Genomic DNA, 16944 nt, shown 5'->3' with positions numbered 1-16944 from the left:
GACCAGCCGTCCTTCGCGGGGGAAACGATCAATTCTGGCCGCTGGCGGGCTTCACCGTGGCGACCACCGGCTTCGGCACCAGCGCCTCGGCCGCGACCACGCGCTTGGACACATTGGACGCGATGGTCTTTTCAAGCTGCGCGACCTGCGGGCAATCACCCTTGCACAGCCGCTCGACCTCGGCGAGCTTTTCGCGCGCCAGTTCGAGCGCCCCCTTGTCGGCGAGCGCTTCGCCCTGCCCGGTCAGTGCGACAACATCATTGGGTTCAAGCACCAGCGCTTCGCGATACAGGCCGATCGCTTTTCCCGGCAGGCCCTGCGCGCGCGCGATCTGCGCCAGCGCGATGATCGCCGAACGGTTGCGCGGGTCCGCGGCAAGCGCCGATTCATAATAGTCGATGGCAAGATTCAGGTCGCCGGCTTGCTGTGCCTGCTCCCCCTCATGCTGGAGCGCGATCGAGCGCGGGAGAATATCCTTGTCGGCGCGTTGGGCATCGGAGGCGGTCGGCAGGCTGGCCAGGACAAGACCGGCGCCAAGGGCCAGCAAAGTGATGCGCATCGCTCTCTCCCATCGATTGAACGCAGGCGATGCTAACATGGCGATGTCAGCCGCGCGAGAAAAAATCCGTCGCATCCATCCTGCGCTGGAGTCAGCAGGAAACCCGCGCCCGCGGCGCGTCCGATGCCGTCGGGAAGATAATCGGCGTCGGCCGTCCAGCCGCGATGCCGGTTCAGAAACTCATCCACCTGTGCCCGCCCCTCGCGCGCGATGATCGAGCAGACAGCATAAAGAAGTTTACCGCCGGGCGCCACCAGGTCGGCGCCAAGGTCGATCAGCTTCTTCTGATCGGCAAGATGGCGTTCGAGCCGCGCCGGGGTAAGCCGCCAGCGCAGTTCGGGGCTGCGCCGCCAGGTGCCGCTGCCCGAACAGGGCGCGTCGACGAACACACGGTCGGCGCGTCCGCGCCAGTCGGCGAGCATCGTTTCTTCCCGCCCCGGATTGAGCAGCCGCGTCTCGATCCGCGTCGCCCCGGCCCGCTCGGCGCGCGGCGGCAATTGTTGCAGACGCGCGCGATTGATGTCGCAGGCCAGAATATCGGCGTCGTTGCCGGTGAGCGAAGCGATGGCGAGCGTCTTGCCGCCGCCACCGGCGCAAAGGTCGACGATCGCCTGTCCCGGCGCGACATCCAGCGCCGCCGCCGCATATTGGCTTGCGGCGTCCTGCACCTCGAACGCGCCATCGGCATGGGCGGGATGCTGGGCGGCAGCGGTTTCGGGCGGCAGGCGCCAGCCGTCGGGGGCACCAGGGATCGACGCGCCTTCGGGAAAAAGCCTTGCCATATCGTCGCGCGATGCCTTGATCCGGTTGGCGCGCAGGTCAAGCGGGGCGCGGGTCAGCATCGCGCCCTGCTCGGCTTCGCTGACGAGCGGATCGAACAGGTCGATCAGCGCCTCGGCGGCAACGCCGGTCCGGGCGCGTGGCTCATCGGCGGCGATGGGAGCGGGACCATAAGTCGAACCGTCGAACAGCGCAGCAAGACCGGGCTGCGCCTCGACAAGCGCGAGCATCGCGGCGCGTCCCGATGCAGGCGCCGAGCGCACGGCGCGGATCGCGTCATAGACCAGCGCGCGGATCGCGCGGCGGTCCTTTGACCCCGCAAAGCGGCGCGCGCGCATCGCTTCGGCAAAAATCGCATCGGCGGGCGCCCCGCCCTCGCGCGCGGCGGCCGCGATACGATCGAGGATTTCGATGGCGGTCTGAACGCGGGCGGCGGGGGTCATGTTGCCATCCGGGAAACCCTCCCCTTCAGGGGCGGGGTTGGCGCGGGGGCTGGCGAACAAGTGCGCACGTCTCGCTGTCCTCCCCCGAAGGCGAGGGCGCGACGGAGGCTGACTGCCCGGCGCAACGCTTCACCCCGCCGGATAGTTCGGCGCCTCGCGCGTGATCGCGACGTCGTGGACATGGCTTTCGCGCAGGCCCGCATTGGTGATGCGGACGAACTTCGCGCGTTCGCGCAGGTCCTTGAGCGTCCGGCTGCCCGTATAGCCCATCGCCGCCTTCACACCGCCGACAAGCTGGTGGATCACGTCTTTCGCAGGGCCCTTGAACGGCACCTGCCCCTCGATCCCTTCGGGGACCAGCTTCATCTGGTCCTTGATGTCCTGCTGGAAATAGCGATCGGCCGAACCGCGCGCCATCGCGCCGACGCTGCCCATGCCGCGATAACTTTTATAGGTGCGCCCCTGGAACAGGAAGGTTTCGCCCGGCGCCTCCGCCGTCCCGGCGAGCAGCGAGCCGACCATCACGCTCGACGCGCCTGCCGCCAAAGCCTTGGCGATGTCGCCCGAGGTGCGCAGCCCGCCATCGGCGATCACCGGCACGCCGATCTTCGCCGCCGCCTCGACACTGTCCAGGATCGCGGTGAGCTGCGGCACGCCGACCCCCGCGACGACGCGCGTGGTGCAGATGGATCCGGGGCCGATGCCGACCTTCACCCCGTCCGCGCCCGCATCGATCAGCGCCCTGGTCGCGTCGCCAGTCGCGACATTGCCCGCGAGCACCTGCACCCGGTTCGACAATTTCTTGATGCGTTCGACCGTCTGGCCGACGCCCTTGCTGTGGCCGTGGGCGGTATCGACGACGATCAGGTCGCATTCGGCCTCCAGCAGCGCTTCGGCGCGCTCGACCCCGCTGTCGCCGGTGTTGGTCGCCGCCGCGACGCGCAGGCGGCCGCTGGCGTCCTTTGTCGCGTCGGGGAAATTGACCGCCTTTTCCATGTCCTTGACGGTGATAAGGCCGATGCAGTGATAATCGTCGTCGACGACGAGCAGCTTTTCGATGCGCCGCTGGTGAAGCAGTCGGCGCGCCTCGTCCTGGCCGACGCCGGGCCGCACGGTCGCCAGATTATCGGCGGTCATCAACTCGCGCACCGGCTGGCCCGGATTGTCGGCGAAACGCACATCGCGGTGGGTCAGGATACCGACAAGCTTGCCCCCCGTTTCGACGACGGGAATGCCCGAAATCCGGTGCTGTGCCATAAGCGCCTTCGCTTCGGACAGCGGCGCGTCGGGTCCGATGGTGATCGGGTTGACGATCATGCCGCTCTCGAACCGCTTGACCTGCCGCACGGCAGCCGCCTGTTCCTCGATCGTCAGATTGCGGTGGAGCACCCCGATGCCGCCGATCTGTGCCATCAGGATCGCCATGTCGGCCTCGGTCACCGTGTCCATCGCCGACGACAGGATGGGAATGTTAAGGCTGATCTCGCCGGTCAGCTGCGTCGCCAGATTGGCATCCGACGGCAATATGTCCGAGGCGCCGGGCACCAGCAGCACATCGTCAAAAGTCAGGCCGGTGATGATTTCCATGGGTCGCCACTTTCTGCTGCAAGGCGGTGCCCGAATCCCGCTTGATCGGGGCCGGCACGCGCGAATCATTTGGTGGCGGCCCATGTAACCAGTCGCGCCCGCGCGCGCCAGTGGGCGGCGACCGATTATTTCACGCGGCCGTCGGCGGCTGGCGGGGTGCTTTGTGACAGGCGTTTCGGGAAGGCGGATGTAACCGGTTGCATTGGCTCCGGCGCCCCGTTAGACCCATGTCATAACATAGTTTGGGTGAAGAGGATATCTGCATGGACGTTCCGAACCAGGCGCCCGCCCGGCCCGGCGGGCGATCGACCGCGATGGCGGCCTTTGCGGCGGTGACCGTCCTCTTCTTTGCCTGGGGCTTCATCACCTCGCTGATCGACCCGCTCGTCGCGGCGGTGAAGGGCATCTTCACGCTCAGCGATGCCGAAGCGCAACTGTCGGCCTTTGCCTTTTTCATTGCCTATGGCGTGATGTCCTTTCCAGCGGCCGCGCTGATCGCGCGCTTCCATTCGGTGCCCTCGATCCTGACCGCGCTGGCGACGATGGTTGCGGGCTGCCTCGTGATGCTTGCCGCCGCAAACCTCGCCGTCTATCCGCTCGTGCTCGCGGGGTTGTTCATGCTCGCCGCCGGCATCACGATCCTTCAGGTCGCGGCGAACCCGCTCGCAACCGCGCTCGGCGATCCGCGGCGCAGCCATTTCCGCCTCACCTTCAGCCAGACCTTCAACAGCTTCGGCACCTTCCTGGGGCCGCTGGTCGGCGCGCACCTGTTCCTCGAAGGCGTCGAGGTAAAGGACGGCAGCGTCGTGACCGACGCCGCGCGCACGCAGGCGCTCGCGGGCATCGACAGCGCCTATTTCTGGATCTGCGGGCTGATCCTCGCGCTCCTCATATTTTTCTGGGTCAGCCGCCGGATCGTCGATGCCGCCGTCCCGCCTGCCCCCGTCGGCGCGCGCGCGGGCATGGGCGAACTGGTCGGCGAGGCCTTCGCGTCGCGCTGGGCCTGTCTTGGCGCGCTCGCGATCTTCCTCTATGTCGGCGCCGAGGTCGCGATCGGCACGCAGATGGCATGGTTCCTCAACAGCGACGCGATCTGGGGCCAGTCCGACGCGGCCTTTGGCGTGCCGCTGCTCGGCTTTGCAATGGGCAGCGACGGCGTGCCCGGCGTATCGTTGCAGGAAGCTGGCAAGGCGGTCGCCTTCTATTGGGGCGGCGCGATGGTCGGGCGCGCGATCGGATCGCTGTTGCTCGCGCGCGTGTCGGCGGCAAAGCTGCTGCTTGTCTTTACCGCCGCGGCGTTCCTTATGTGCCTTTATGTCGTGCTCGTCGGCGGGGTCGGCGCGGGTTTTGTCGCGCTGGGGATCGGCCTGTTCAACTCGGTGATGTTCCCGGTGATCTTCTCGCTGACGCTGGAACGATCGACCGCGCGCGCCGAGGCGACATCGGGGCTGCTCTGCACCGCGATCATCGGCGGTGCGATCGTCCCCTGGCTCGTCGGGAATCTGTCGGAAGCGACCGATTATGGCACGGCAGTCCTGCTGCCCGCGATATGCTATGCCGCACTCTGCGTCTTCGCACTCGCCGCGGCGCGAACACCCCCGCGCCAGGCAAGCGCCGGCGCGACAGTCCACTGAACGGCGACGCGGGCAGGGGCGGCGGCATGGCGGGACTGACGATCGAAACCGCACGCAAGTGCTTCGGTTCCATCGAGGTGCTGAAGGGCGTGTCGATCGCGGTCGCCGACGGCGAGTTCACGGTGATCGTTGGCCCGTCGGGATGCGGCAAGTCGACGCTGTTGCGCGCGGTCGCGGGGCTCGAGGAGCTTGACGGCGGGCGGATCATTATCGGCGATCGCGACGTGACCCGCCTTGCCCCGTCAGAGCGCGGCATCGCGATGGTGTTTCAATCCTATGCGCTCTATCCGCACCTCAGCGTCCGCGAAAATATGGCTTTCGGGCTGCGGATCGCAAAAGTCGACAAGGCCGAAATCGCACAGCAGGTGCAGCGCGCCGCGCAAATCCTGAATATCGAAGCATTGCTCGACCGCAAGCCCGCGGCCCTGTCGGGCGGGCAGCGGCAGCGCGTCGCGATCGGCCGCGCGATCGTCCGCCAGCCGCAGATTTTCCTGTTCGACGAGCCGCTTTCGAACCTTGACGCCGACCTGCGCGTGCGGATGCGCTACGAATTCGCCAGGCTGCATCGCCAGCTCGGCACGACGACGCTATACGTCACCCACGACCAGGTCGAGGCGATGACGCTGGCCGACCGCATCGTCGTGCTGCGCGACGGGCGGATCGAACAAATCGGCAGCCCGCGGATGCTTTACGAGCGCCCGGCCAATATCTTCGTCGCCCAGTTTCTGGGGACGCCGCGGATGAACATCCTGCCCGCGACGATGGCGGACGACGGGCGCGCCGCGCTCGCCGACGGACGCCGCCTCGCCCTTCCCGCGCTTGCGGCGCCGCTGGCAGCGGGGACGTCGCTGTCGGTCGGCATTCGGCCCGAACATGTCCGGATCGGCGACGCTCCCGACGCGCTGGCGTTCACGATCGATTTCATCGAGCGTCTCGGCGGCCTTGCGACGGTGCATTTACAAAGCGCGGCGGGCGGCGGTCCCATCGCGTGCCAGCTTCGCGACGACGGCAGCCTCCGCGAAGGTTCGAGCGCTCCGGTGCGTCTGCCGACCGAACATCTCCACCTTTTCGATCCGTCGGGCGCGGCCATCGAAACGCGGGGGGAACGGCCTTGATCTTGGACGTTGTAACCGGTTACTCTTTACAGCTTTCCGTCATGCGCGCGGGGCGGCGCCCGCGAGTCGCAGGCGCTGCGTGGCGCAAGGCAAGCGAATGGGGGGTCACAGCATGGCCACTTTAAGAGACGTCGCCCGCGAAGCCGGGGTCTCGGTCGCGACGGCATCGCGCGCCATCAACGGGCTCGGCAATGTCACCGCGCCGACGCGCGCGGCGGTGATGGCAGCGGTCAAAAAGCTCAACTTTGTTCCGCACAGCGGCGCGCGCAGCCTCACGCGGCGCAAAACCGACACCGTCGGCGTCATCCTGCCCGACCTGTTCGGCGAATTCTTCTCCGAAATCATCCGCGGCATCGACCTCGTCGCGCATGAATCGGGGATGCACCTGCTGCTCGGCAACATGCACGGCAGCACGCACGAAACCGCCGCCGCGATCGCGGCGATGCGCGGGCGCGTCGACGGGCTGCTCGTGATGCCCCCCGACCTCAAGCCCGAATTGCTCGCCGACTATCTCGACCCCGCGCTGCCGACGGTGCTGCTCAACTATGACGCCGGGCCGCTTGACCTGCCCTTTGTCGCCGTCGACAATTATCAGGGCGCCTATCGGATGACCGAGGCGCTGTTGGCGCGCGGCGCGAAGCAGGTCGTCCATATCGCCGGTCCCAAGCATAATCGCGACGCGCGCGACCGTCAGCGCGGTTTCACCGATGCCATGGCGAAAATCGGCGGTGTTCGCACGCCCGCCATCCTGCCGGGCGATTTTTCCGAGGAAAGCGGCGCCCAGGCGGCGCGGCTGCTGGTGCAGGGCCAGTTGCCCGCCGACGCGGTGTTCGCCGCCAACGACCAGATGGCGGTCGGGCTGATCGCGGCCCTCGCCGAAGCGGGCAAATCGGTGCCGGGCGACATCATGGTCGCGGGATTCGACGATATTCCGCTCGCGCGCCATCTCAACCCGTCGCTCTCGACGATGCAGGTGCATATCGACCGGCTGGGATCGACCGCGATGATGATGCTGCTGCGCATGTTGCGCGGTGAAACGCTGGGCGCGGCGAATGCGACGATCCTGACGCCGGAACTGATCGTGCGGGGGACGACCGGCGGCCCGATCGCCGACGGCGTGGCGGGTGGCGGGCAGCCGTGATCCGCACGGGCGCCTCATGCGATTAGCACGACGCCAGATGACGGGCGCGCTCGCCGCGCTGCCGCTGCTGCCGATGCTCGGCGGCTGCGGCGCACGGCGCGCTGATGCGCTGACCATCTGGGCGATGGGCAATGAGGGGACGATTCTGCCTGTCCTCCTCGACAGGCTTGCACTTCCGGCGAGCCTCCCGCGGGTCGAGGTGCAGCCGCTGCCGTGGAGCGCGGCGCACGAAAAATTGCTCACCGGATTCGCGGGCGGATCACTGCCCGCAATCGGCCAGGTCGGCAACAGCTGGATCGCCGAAATGGCGGCTATCGGCGCGATCGTCCCCCTGCCCGCCCCGGCCGCCGCGCTGCTCGACGATCAGTTCGCCGCGGTCGTCGAAACCAATCGGATCGCGGGGACCGCCTGGGCCGTGCCCTGGTATGTCGACACGCGACTGCAATTTTATCGCAAGGACATGTTCGCGCGCGCGGGCTATGCTGCGCCGCCGCTCGCATGGGCCGAATGGAAGCAGGCGCTGCACCGCGTCAAGGCACTTGCCGGTCCCGGCAATTACGCGGTGCTGCTGCCGCTCAACGAGTTCGAGCAGCTGCTGACCATCGCGCTGTCGGCGGGCGCGCGGCTGCTGCGCGACAAGGACGCGCGCGGCGCCTTTTCGGACCCCGAGTTCAAGGCTGCGCTCGCCTTCTACAAATCGCTGTTCGACGAAAAACTCGCGCCCCTCGCCACGGCAGCACAGATTTCGAACATCTGGAACGAGTTTGCGAAGGGCTATTTCAGCATCTTTACGTCGGGCCCGTGGACGATCGGCGACATGAAAAGCCGCCTTGCGCCCGATATGCAGGGCAAATGGGGCACGGCCCCCAACCCCGGCCCCGGCGGCATTGGTTCGGCCGCGCCCGGCGGGTCGAGCCTGGTCGTTTTCGCCAATCACGCGGACAGCACCGCCGCGTGGGATATCGTCGCGCGCCTGCTTGCGCCGAACGCCCAGCTTGAACTTCACCGGCTGACCGGCAATCTTCCGGCGCGGCGTTCGGTTTGGCGCGCGGCGGGGCTTGCAAGCGACCCCATCGTCGCCCCCTTCGCCACGCAGCTCGACCGCGCGACCGCGCTGCCCAAAGTGCCCGAATGGGAGCGCATCGTCACCGAAATGCAGGTGGTCGCCGAACGCATGGTGCGCGGCGAGTTTGGCGTCGATGCCGCCGCGCGCGAAATCGACCGCCGCGCCGACCGCCTCCTCGAAAAGAGGCGCTGGATGCTCGACAGGGGGCGCGCGCTGTGACCGGCGTGGGCCGCCCCGGCGAGGCGCGCGCCGGATGGGCGATGAGCGCGCCGGCGCTCGCCGCGATCCTGGCCTTTTTCGTCGTCCCGGCGATCGGATCGCTATTCCTCAGCTTCACCGATTTCGACATCTACGCGCTCGCCGACCTCGACAATCTGCGCTTCGTCGGTTTCCAGAATTACGAAAGACTGGTCGCCAATCCGCTGTTCTGGAAAGCGATGACGAACAGCTTGCTGTTCGTTGCGATCGGCACCCCCTTTATCGTCGCGCTGTCGCTCTTTGCCGCGCTGCTCATCAATTCGCGCTGGCTCAAATGGCGCCCGGTGTGGCGGGTTGCCTTGTTCGCGCCTTATGTGACGACGCTGGTGGCGACGGCGGTTGTGTGGCGCTATCTGCTCCACACGCGCTATGGTCTCGTCAACTATCTGCTCTCGCTGGTCGGGATCGCGCCGGTCGACTGGCTGGGCAGCCCGACCGCATCGCTGCCCGCGATCCTGATTTTCGTCGGCTGGAAGACCTTTGGCTATAGCATGATCATCTTCCTCGCCGCGCTTCAGACGGTGCCGCGCGAACTCGACGAAGCAGCGCGGATCGACGGCGCGGGATGGTTCACCCGGCTTCGCCACGTCACCCTGCCGGCGATCGCGCCGACGGTGCTGCTCGTGTCGGTGCTGACCGTCGCGGCGATGTTCCAGCTCTTCGCCGAACCCTATGTGATGACGCAGGGTGGCCCCGCGCAGTCGACGGTGACGATCCTCTATTTCATGTATGAGGAAGGGTTCAAATGGTGGAACCTGGGATCGGGAGCGGCGGTCGCCTTCCTGCTGTTCCTCTGCATCCTGGCGGTGACGCTGGTGCAATTGCGGCTGGCCCGACGGAGCGGCGCGATATGAGCCTTCGCCGCTGGACCGTCACGCTGCTCGCGGCGCTGGTCGCGCTGTTCACCATCGCGCCGCTGCTCTGGATGTTGTCGGTCAGCTTCATGGCGCGCGGCGAGGCGGCGCAATTCCCGCCGCCGCTGCTTCCCGGCGATCCGACGCTCGACAATTACCGCGCCTTGTTCGGCTCCTTCGGCATTGGGCATTTCCTCATCAACAGCCTGCTCGTCTCGACGCTCGCGACGCTGCTCGCGCTCTTCTTCACCATCCCGGCGGGCTATGCCTTCGCCAAGCTGCGCTTCAGGGGACGCGACGCAACCTTTCGCCTGCTCGTCGCCGCGCTTGTCGTGCCGGGCCAGATCGGGATGCTGCCACTTTTCCTCGAGCTCAAGGCGATGGGGCTGGTCAACAGCTATGCCGGCGCGCTGGTGCCGTGGCTCGCGGGCATTTTCGGCATCTTCCTTGTCCGCCAATATTGCCTGACGATCCCCGACGAAATGCTCGAAGCGGCGCGCATCGACGGCGCGAGCGAGGCGCAAATCCTGCGGCGCATCGTGCTGCCGCTCCTCTCCCCGATCATCGTCACGCTCGCGCTGTTCGTGTTCCTCGGCAGCTGGAACGATTTCATGTGGCCGCTGATCATCCTCGCCGACCAGGACCTTTACACCCTCCCCGTCGCGCTGGCGGCGATGAGCCGCGAGCATGTGCAGGACAATGAGCTGATGATGGCCGGCGCCGTCGTCACCACCCTGCCCGTGCTCGTCCTCTTTCTTGCCCTTCAGCGCTTCTATCTGAGCGGCCTCACGACCGGGAGCGTGAAGGGATGACCCGTGCAACCAAGGAAAGACGCATGACTTACTGGATCGCGGCCTTGCTCGGCCTAGCGCTCGCCGCTTCTCCCGCTGCCGCAAGGACGAAAGCCCCGCCGGTCGTCGAGGGCCAGACACCCCAGCCGCCGATCGCGTCGGACAATTATCCATACCAGCTGTTCGTGCCGCGGGGCTATCTGGCCGACAGGACGAAGCGTTATCCCCTGCTGATCTTCCTTCACGGGTCGGGCGAGCGCGGCGACGATGTGGCAAAGGTCAAGGTCCATGGTCCGCCAAAGATCGCCGACCGCGACGCAGACTTTCCTTTCCTGACCGTTTCGCCGCTGCTGGGCGCCGGCCAGGACTGGGACATTGCCAGGCTCGACCGCCTGGTCGATCATATCGCCGCGACCTATCGCGTCGATCCCGCGCGGATTTACCTGACGGGGCTCAGCCGCGGCGGCCATGCGAGCTGGCGCTGGGCGATCGCCGAACCGCTCCGCTTTGCCGCGGTCGCTCCCGTTGCGGGGCGCGGCAATCCCGGCGAGGCGTGCCGGTTGATGGACCTCCCCGTCTGGGCCTTTCACGGCGACCGCGACGATGTCGTGACCCCCGAAGGCAGCTTCGCCATGGCGCGCGCGATCCGTGCCTGCGGCGGGCGCAAGGTGCGGCTGACCATCTATCCCGACCTCGGCCACAATGCCTGGGATCCCGCTTATGACGACCCGGCGCTTTACGCCTGGCTGCTCGAACATGCGCTCCCCTCTCCGACGATCACGAACAAGGACAAAGAATGACGCAGACCATCTTCCCCGACGATTTCCTGTGGGGCGCCGCCACCGCCGCCTATCAGATCGAAGGATCGCCGCTCGCCGATGGCGCGGGGCCAAGCATCTGGCAGCGTTTCAGCCACGATCCGCGGCTGATGGCGGCGAAGGGCGACACCGGTGACATCGCGTGCGACCATTATAACCGGATGCCCGCCGACGTTGTGCTGATGAAGGAACTGGGGCTTCAGGCCTATCGCTTCAGCGTCAATTGGGGCCGCATATTGCCCCAGGGCACCGGACGCGTGAACGAACCGGGGCTCGATTTCTACGAGCGGCTGGTCGACGAACTGCTCAAGCATGACATCGAACCGCTGCTGACGCTCCACCATTGGGATCTGCCTGCGGCGCTCGATGACCGCGGCGGCTGGCTCAACCGCGACAGCGCCGACTGGTTCGCCGACTATGCCGCGATCATGTACCGCCGCCTCGACGGGCGCGTGAAGAAATGGGTGACGCTGAACGAACCCTGGGTGATCACCGACGGCGGCTATCTCCACGGTGCGCTCGCGCCCGGCCATCGCAACATGTTCGAGGCGCCGATCGCCAGCCACAATCTGATGCGGGCGCACGGCGCGGCGGTGCGGGCCTATCGCAGCGAGGGCGCGCACGAAATCGGCCTCGTCGTCAACATCGAACCCAAATATCCGGCGAGCGACAGCCCGGAGGACATGGCGGCGACAGCGCGCGCGCATGCTTATATGAACCGCCAGTATCTCGATCCTGCGCTGAAGGGCAGCTACCCGGCCGAACTCGCCGAAATCTTTGGCGAAGCCTGGCCCCAGTGGCCTGCCGAGGATATGCAGGCCATCTGCCAGCCGGTCGATTTCATCGGCATCAATTACTACACCCGCAACGTCGTCCGCGCCGACCCGAACCAATGGCCGCTCGGCGCCTCGCCCGTCCGCCAGGATGCAACGCACACGACGACCGACTGGGAAGTGCATCCGCCCGCGCTCACCGATACGCTCATCTGGTTCCGCGACACCTATGGCGACATCCCCGTCTATATCACCGAAAATGGCGCGGCCTTTTACGACCCGCCCAAGGCCGGTCCCGACGGTATCGACGATCCGCTGCGCTGCGACTATCTGCGCACGCATATTTCGGCGATCGGCGACGCAATCCGCCAGGGCGTCGACGTGCGCGGCTATATGGCCTGGTCGTTGCTCGACAATCTCGAATGGTCATTGGGCTTTTCCAAGCGCTTCGGCATCGTTCACGTCGATTACGAGACGCAGGTTCGCACACCCAAGCGCAGCGCGCGCTATTATTCGGGCGTCATCCGCTCGAACGGCGGGAATCTCGGTTGATGCGCGGGCTGGCGCTGCTGCTCGCTTTTGCGCTCGCGCTTCCGGCGGCGGCAAGGGAGCGCGCCGACCGGTTCAGCGCGATGACCTATAACATCCGCCTTGACCTGGCATCGGATGGCGACAACGCCTGGCCGCACCGGCGGAGCGCGGTCACCGCGCTCATCGCCTATCATGCCCCCGACCTCATCGGGATGCAGGAGGTGCTGCTGCATCAGAAACAGGCTGTCGAGGCCGACCTGCCCGGCTATCGCTTCGTCGGCGTCGCGCGCGACGATGGCAGGGAACAGGGCGAGTTTTCGCCGCTCGGTTTCCGCCATGACCGGTTTGCGCTCGTCGCGTCGGGCACCTTCTGGCTGTCGCCCACGCCCGGCATCCCAAGCAAAGGCTGGGACGCCGCCTTGCCTCGCATCGCGAGCTGGGCGCGGCTGAAGGACAAACGCTCGCGGCTGACACTGCTCGCCGTGAATACGCATTTCGATCATGTCGGGACAGAGGCGCGCCTTGAAAGCGCGCGGCAGCTCCGCCGCTGGATTGGTGCGAACCGCCGGCGCGGCGAAACGGTGGTGCTCATGGGCGATTTCAACAGTCCGATTGAAAGCCCGCCGCACAAGGCAATCACCGATCCGGCCGCCGGCCCCGACGCATTGCACGACACGCTGGCGATCAGCCGCACCCCGCATTTCGGTCCGCTCGGCACCTTCACCGGCTTCAAGATCGAGAGAAATGATCCGAGCCCGATCGACCATATCTTTGTGAACAAGGGCACGGCAGTGCTGCGTCACGCGACACTGACGCAACAGACGGGCGGCAAGCTGCCGTCGGACCATTATCCGGTGCTCGCCGACCTGTGCGTCGGCGAGGATTGCTGACGATGCGGCGCTGGCCGCTGCTTCTGGCCGCCGCGATGCTGCCCGGCTGCGCGACACTCGCGCCCCGGCCAACCTCGTCAGCGGCGATGCCGGTCGAAGCGTTTTCACGCGCCGCGACCGAGCTGTCGACCGGCTGGCAATTCCGCTTCGACGATGATCTGACCGCGGAAGGGGCGGCGGCACTGTCCGACGATGCCTGGGAAAGCGTCACCCTGCCCCACACATGGAACCGCCTCGGCGAATATCGCATCGGCCGCACCGCTGCGACCGACAACCGGCAGGGCAAGGGCTGGTACCGGCTGCGGCTCGACGGCGCGGCACTCCCCGCGGGCAAGCGCCACATCATCGAGTTCGACGCGGTCGGCAACCTCGCCGACCTGTGGGTCAACGGTCGCCATGTCGGCCGCCACGCCGGTGCCTTCTCGCGCTTTCGTTTCGACCTCACCGATCTTCTGGATCCCGCTGGCCCCAACCTCATCCTGCTGCGCGCCGACAACAGCGCGCCGAAACCTGGAAGCAGCACAGAGCATGTCATCCCGCTCGACGGGGATTTCTTCATCCACGGCGGCCCCTATCGCCCGGTGCGTCTGCTCCACGTCGCGCCAAGCCATATCGCGCTCGACGACCATGGCGGGCCGGGCGTCTATGCGACGCCGACGATCAAGGACGACGCGGGCCGCGTGGCGATCCGCATCCGGCTGAGCCATATCGCCGCCGGGCAAAGCCTTGTCGCCACGCTGCGCGATGCCGAGGGGCGAACGATCGCCAAGCGCGCGCACTCGCTCTCCGCCGGGCAGCGCGACGCCGCGCTGACGCTGGATGTCGCGGCGCCACGTCGCTGGAATGGTCGCGCCGATCCCTATCTTTATCGCCTCGAAACGCGAATTGTCGACGCCGGCGGAACGCTCGACGGCGTGACCGTCCCCGTCGGCTTTCGCGCCTTTCGGATCGATCCCGCCACCGGCTTTCACCTCAACGGACAACATCTGCCGCTCTACGGCGTTTCGCGGCATCAGGATTATCTGGGCAAGGGCTGGGCCTTGTCGGCCGAGGATCATGCCCGCGACATGGCGATCATCGCGGAAATGGGTGCCAACACGGTGCGTTTTGCCCATTATCAGCATGCCGCCGACTGGTTCGACCTCGCCGACCGGCATGGCATGATCGTTTGGGCCGAGCTGCCCTTTGTCAACAAGCCGAGCCACGGGAACGCGCCCGCGTCGCCCGAACTCATCGCCAATGCGCGCCAACAGATGATCGAGCTGATCCGCCAGAATTACAACCATCCCTCGGTCGTTACCTGGGCTATCGGCAACGAAGTCGATATGGACATGGCGTTCGGCCGCATGGGACCAAAGGCCGATGCGCGGCCCCTGCTGCGCGACCTTCACGCGCTGTCAAAGGCCGAAGACCCCACGCGCCCCACGGTGATCGCCGACTGCTGCGAGCTGACACCGGCGAACAAGCCCGATTACCAGCCGCCGCTGACCGGCGAAGCCGACCTGATGGGCTACAACCGCTATTTTGGCTGGTATTACGGCAAGGTCGGCGACCTCGGCCCGCACCTTGACGCCCTCCACGCCCGATACCCGGCCGTTCCGATCTCGGTGAGCGAATATGGCGCGGGCGGCGCGCTCAGCCAGCATGTCGAGGATGCCGCAAGCCACCGGATCAACGCCGGCGGCCGCCCGCACCCGGAAGAGTTTCAGAGCTGGTTGCACGAACAAAGCTGGCCGCAACTGCGCGCGCGCCCCTATATCTGGGCCAGCTGGATATGGAACATGTTCGATTTTTCATCGAAAATCCGGCAGGAGGGCGACGCGACCGACATCAATGACAAAGGCCTCGTCACCTTTGACCGCAAGGTCAGGAAGGATGCCTTTTTCTATTACAAGGCCCAATGGTCGGCGCAGCCCGTCGTTCACGTCACCAGCCGCCGCTGGACGGTGCGAACCGATCCCGTCACGACGATCAGGGTGTACAGCAACGCCCCCGCCGTGACCTTGACGCTCAACGGCGCGCCGCTGGGCGAGGCCGCGTGCGCCGATCGCATCTGCACGCTGGACAATGTCACGCTGCGCCCCGGCGACAATGTGGTCACCGCGCGCGCGACTTTCGCATCCGGAATGGTGGAGGACGAGGTGCGCTGGACGCTCAACCCGCCCTGAACCGGTCTATTCGCCCCTTTCGGCCTGCGCCTGATCGAGCCAGCCGCCGGTGAAGCCGATGCGTTTCAGGCCGCGAATGATGTGCGGATTCCTGCGCATCACCTTCCACACCAGCCCGCTGCGGTGATTTTCCATCATCGCAAGGATCGGCCCCTGGTCGATCCCGATATAGTCACGCGCGACCCAGCCCTTTTGCGCGTCGACCTCGCCCGACCTCGATCCGAAATCGGTGAAGGTGAAACTGGGATTGATCGCATCCTTGAAGCCATAGCGCGCGTACAGGCGCGGCCCGAACTCGGTCCGCATCGCCATCAGCGCCGGAATCGTCACTTCGGGCGCGAAGGGGATCGAGCCGCCCGCCGCGGTCGGGACGATCGTGCCGTCGTCGACGACGCGGATCGCGCTGACGCCGCGCGCCATATAGCCGTTGAAGTCGCGCGGGATGCCGTTGACGCGATATTGCCCCTTTGAATAGCCGGGGCCGTCCGAAGCGGTCCACCCCCAGATGTCGGCGCTATAGCCCGTCCAGTTGTTCGGATTGTCGGCGCCATAGGCGCGCTGCGCCAGCGTGGCGCGGCGGCTGTTCTCGAAATAGTCGATATTCTTGCCGCGCATGAACGCATCGCGAATGCCGCGGAAATCGACCCAGACATGGCTGTACTGATGCCCGAACAACGGCTCGAACTGGAGGTGCTCCTGCCCGTAATAGCTGCCCCAGTCCTTTTCGAGATCGGCGGCCCAGCCCTTGTCCCACGCATCCTTGCCGACGGGGTGCGTCGGCGATCCCAATGCAAGGATATAGACGAGCATCCCCTCATTATAACCGACCCAGTCGTGCGTCCCGAAATCGCCGCCTTCGCCGCGTTCGGGATACCAGCCCATCGCGATCGCTTTCTGTCCGCCGCCATTGGCCGATGGAATCCGGCTCCGCTCACGCTGAACGAAGGTCCAGTCGACGCGGCCGTAGATCTTTTCCGCAAGGTCGCGGATCTCGGCCTCGACCGGCGTATCACGATCATAATAGCTTTGCGCGAACAGCACGCCGCCGAGCAGCAGCGACGTGTCGACCGTCGACAGTTCAGTCTTTCCGCGCCGCGTGCCGTCCTCATTGTTCAGGAAATGATAGAAAAACCCCTTGTGCCCCGTCATGCCGGTGACGGCGGGGCCTTGCGGCGCGGTCCAGTAGAAGCGCAGGCAGTCGCGCGTGCGCTCGGCCGCGGCCTCGCGCGTGACATAGCCGCGCTCGGCGCCGATGCCAAAGGCCGTGAGCGCAAAGCCGGTCGCCGCGATCGACGAAAAGGGATTGCTCGGCCAGCGATCGGGCGCGAGGCAGCGCCTGGTGTCGGTGGTATCCCAGAAATAGCGAAAGGTCCGCCGGGTCAGATCTTCCGAAAAAGCCGCCTCGCTCATCGGCGCGAGCGCCTGGGGGGTGGATGCGCCCAAGGCGGACGGCGCAGGGGTCGCGGTGCAAGCGGCGATCAGCGCCACGAGGGGCAGGAGCGACGCCCCGATACGCAAAGACATGGGATACTCCAC

At 66.4% G+C, this 16944-nt stretch carries 14 protein-coding genes; 10 read left to right on the top strand and 4 right to left on the bottom strand.

The genetic code is table 11. The annotated features are described in order from the left end of the window. Positions 1 to 28: 28 nt before the first annotated feature. From HUW43_RS06800 to guaB, 3 genes are all read right to left on the bottom strand, one after another. Positions 29 to 559 carry a tetratricopeptide repeat protein gene (locus HUW43_RS06800; protein WP_188236677.1) on the bottom strand — a complete coding sequence of 177 codons (531 nt, stop codon included), beginning with the start codon at positions 557 to 559 and terminating at the stop codon, positions 29 to 31. A gap of 32 nt (positions 560 to 591) precedes the next feature. Then, positions 592 to 1782 (bottom strand): RsmB/NOP family class I SAM-dependent RNA methyltransferase, encoded by a 1191-nt coding sequence (locus HUW43_RS06795; protein ID WP_188236676.1) that lies wholly within the window; start codon positions 1780 to 1782, stop codon positions 592 to 594. A 129-nt stretch (positions 1783 to 1911) separates the two neighbouring features. Beyond that, on the bottom strand, positions 1912 to 3369 hold the full coding sequence (gene guaB, locus HUW43_RS06790; protein ID WP_188236675.1) for an IMP dehydrogenase: 1458 nt from the start codon (positions 3367 to 3369) through the stop codon (positions 1912 to 1914). Between the two features lie 263 nt (positions 3370 to 3632). On the opposite strand from guaB, the gene HUW43_RS06785 reads away from it, so the two are divergent. The 10 genes from HUW43_RS06785 to HUW43_RS06740 all read left to right on the top strand — a co-directional run bounded on the left by HUW43_RS06785 (position 3633) and on the right by HUW43_RS06740 (position 15408). Continuing rightward, complete coding sequence (locus tag HUW43_RS06785) at positions 3633 to 5003, top strand: MFS transporter (RefSeq protein ID WP_223181350.1); 1371 nt, start codon at positions 3633 to 3635, stop codon at positions 5001 to 5003. Positions 5004 to 5029: 26 nt separating this feature from the next. Next, positions 5030 to 6118 (top strand): ABC transporter ATP-binding protein, encoded by a 1089-nt coding sequence (locus tag HUW43_RS06780; RefSeq protein ID WP_188236674.1) that lies wholly within the window; start codon positions 5030 to 5032, stop codon positions 6116 to 6118. Between the two features lie 112 nt (positions 6119 to 6230). Beyond that, positions 6231 to 7259 (top strand): LacI family DNA-binding transcriptional regulator, encoded by a 1029-nt coding sequence (locus HUW43_RS06775; RefSeq protein WP_223181349.1) that lies wholly within the window; start codon positions 6231 to 6233, stop codon positions 7257 to 7259. A 37-nt stretch (positions 7260 to 7296) separates the two neighbouring features. Further along, the gene (locus HUW43_RS06770) at positions 7297 to 8544 is read left to right on the top strand and encodes an extracellular solute-binding protein (protein ID WP_223181348.1); all 1248 of its coding nucleotides are present in this window, start codon (positions 7297 to 7299) and stop codon (positions 8542 to 8544) included. Further along, the gene (locus tag HUW43_RS06765) at positions 8541 to 9437 is read left to right on the top strand and encodes a sugar ABC transporter permease (protein WP_317450836.1); all 897 of its coding nucleotides are present in this window, start codon (positions 8541 to 8543) and stop codon (positions 9435 to 9437) included. The genes HUW43_RS06770 and HUW43_RS06765 overlap by 4 nt, the downstream gene beginning before the upstream one ends. Continuing rightward, positions 9434 to 10249, top strand: coding sequence for a carbohydrate ABC transporter permease (locus HUW43_RS06760; protein ID WP_188236671.1), 816 nt, complete (start codon positions 9434 to 9436; stop codon positions 10247 to 10249). The genes HUW43_RS06765 and HUW43_RS06760 overlap by 4 nt, the downstream gene beginning before the upstream one ends. Before the next feature lie 23 nt (positions 10250 to 10272). Next, positions 10273 to 11028, top strand: a complete 756-nt coding sequence (locus HUW43_RS06755; RefSeq protein ID WP_188236670.1) for a PHB depolymerase family esterase — start codon at positions 10273 to 10275, stop codon at positions 11026 to 11028. After that, entirely contained in the window at positions 11025 to 12371 is a 1347-nt protein-coding gene (locus HUW43_RS06750) for a GH1 family beta-glucosidase (protein ID WP_188236669.1), read from the top strand. Before HUW43_RS06755 ends, HUW43_RS06750 begins: the two co-directional genes overlap by 4 nt. Beyond that, complete coding sequence (locus tag HUW43_RS06745; protein ID WP_188236668.1) at positions 12371 to 13240, top strand: endonuclease/exonuclease/phosphatase family protein; 870 nt, start codon at positions 12371 to 12373, stop codon at positions 13238 to 13240. The genes HUW43_RS06750 and HUW43_RS06745 overlap by 1 nt, the downstream gene beginning before the upstream one ends. Positions 13241 to 13242: 2 nt before the next feature. Then, the gene (locus HUW43_RS06740) at positions 13243 to 15408 is read left to right on the top strand and encodes a glycoside hydrolase family 2 protein (RefSeq protein ID WP_188236667.1); all 2166 of its coding nucleotides are present in this window, start codon (positions 13243 to 13245) and stop codon (positions 15406 to 15408) included. Positions 15409 to 15414: 6 nt separating this feature from the next. Here HUW43_RS06740 and HUW43_RS06735 read toward each other — a convergent pair whose 3' ends face one another. Next, complete coding sequence (locus tag HUW43_RS06735) at positions 15415 to 16932, bottom strand: glucoamylase family protein (RefSeq protein ID WP_188236666.1); 1518 nt, start codon at positions 16930 to 16932, stop codon at positions 15415 to 15417. Positions 16933 to 16944 lie beyond the last annotated feature (12 nt).

The sequence above is a fragment of the Sphingopyxis sp. LK2115 genome (assembly GCF_014595975.1).
GTDB lineage: Bacteria > Pseudomonadota > Alphaproteobacteria > Sphingomonadales > Sphingomonadaceae > Sphingopyxis.
Note: the sequence above shows the minus strand (reverse complement) of the source record. Positions and strands in the feature narration are given on the sequence as shown.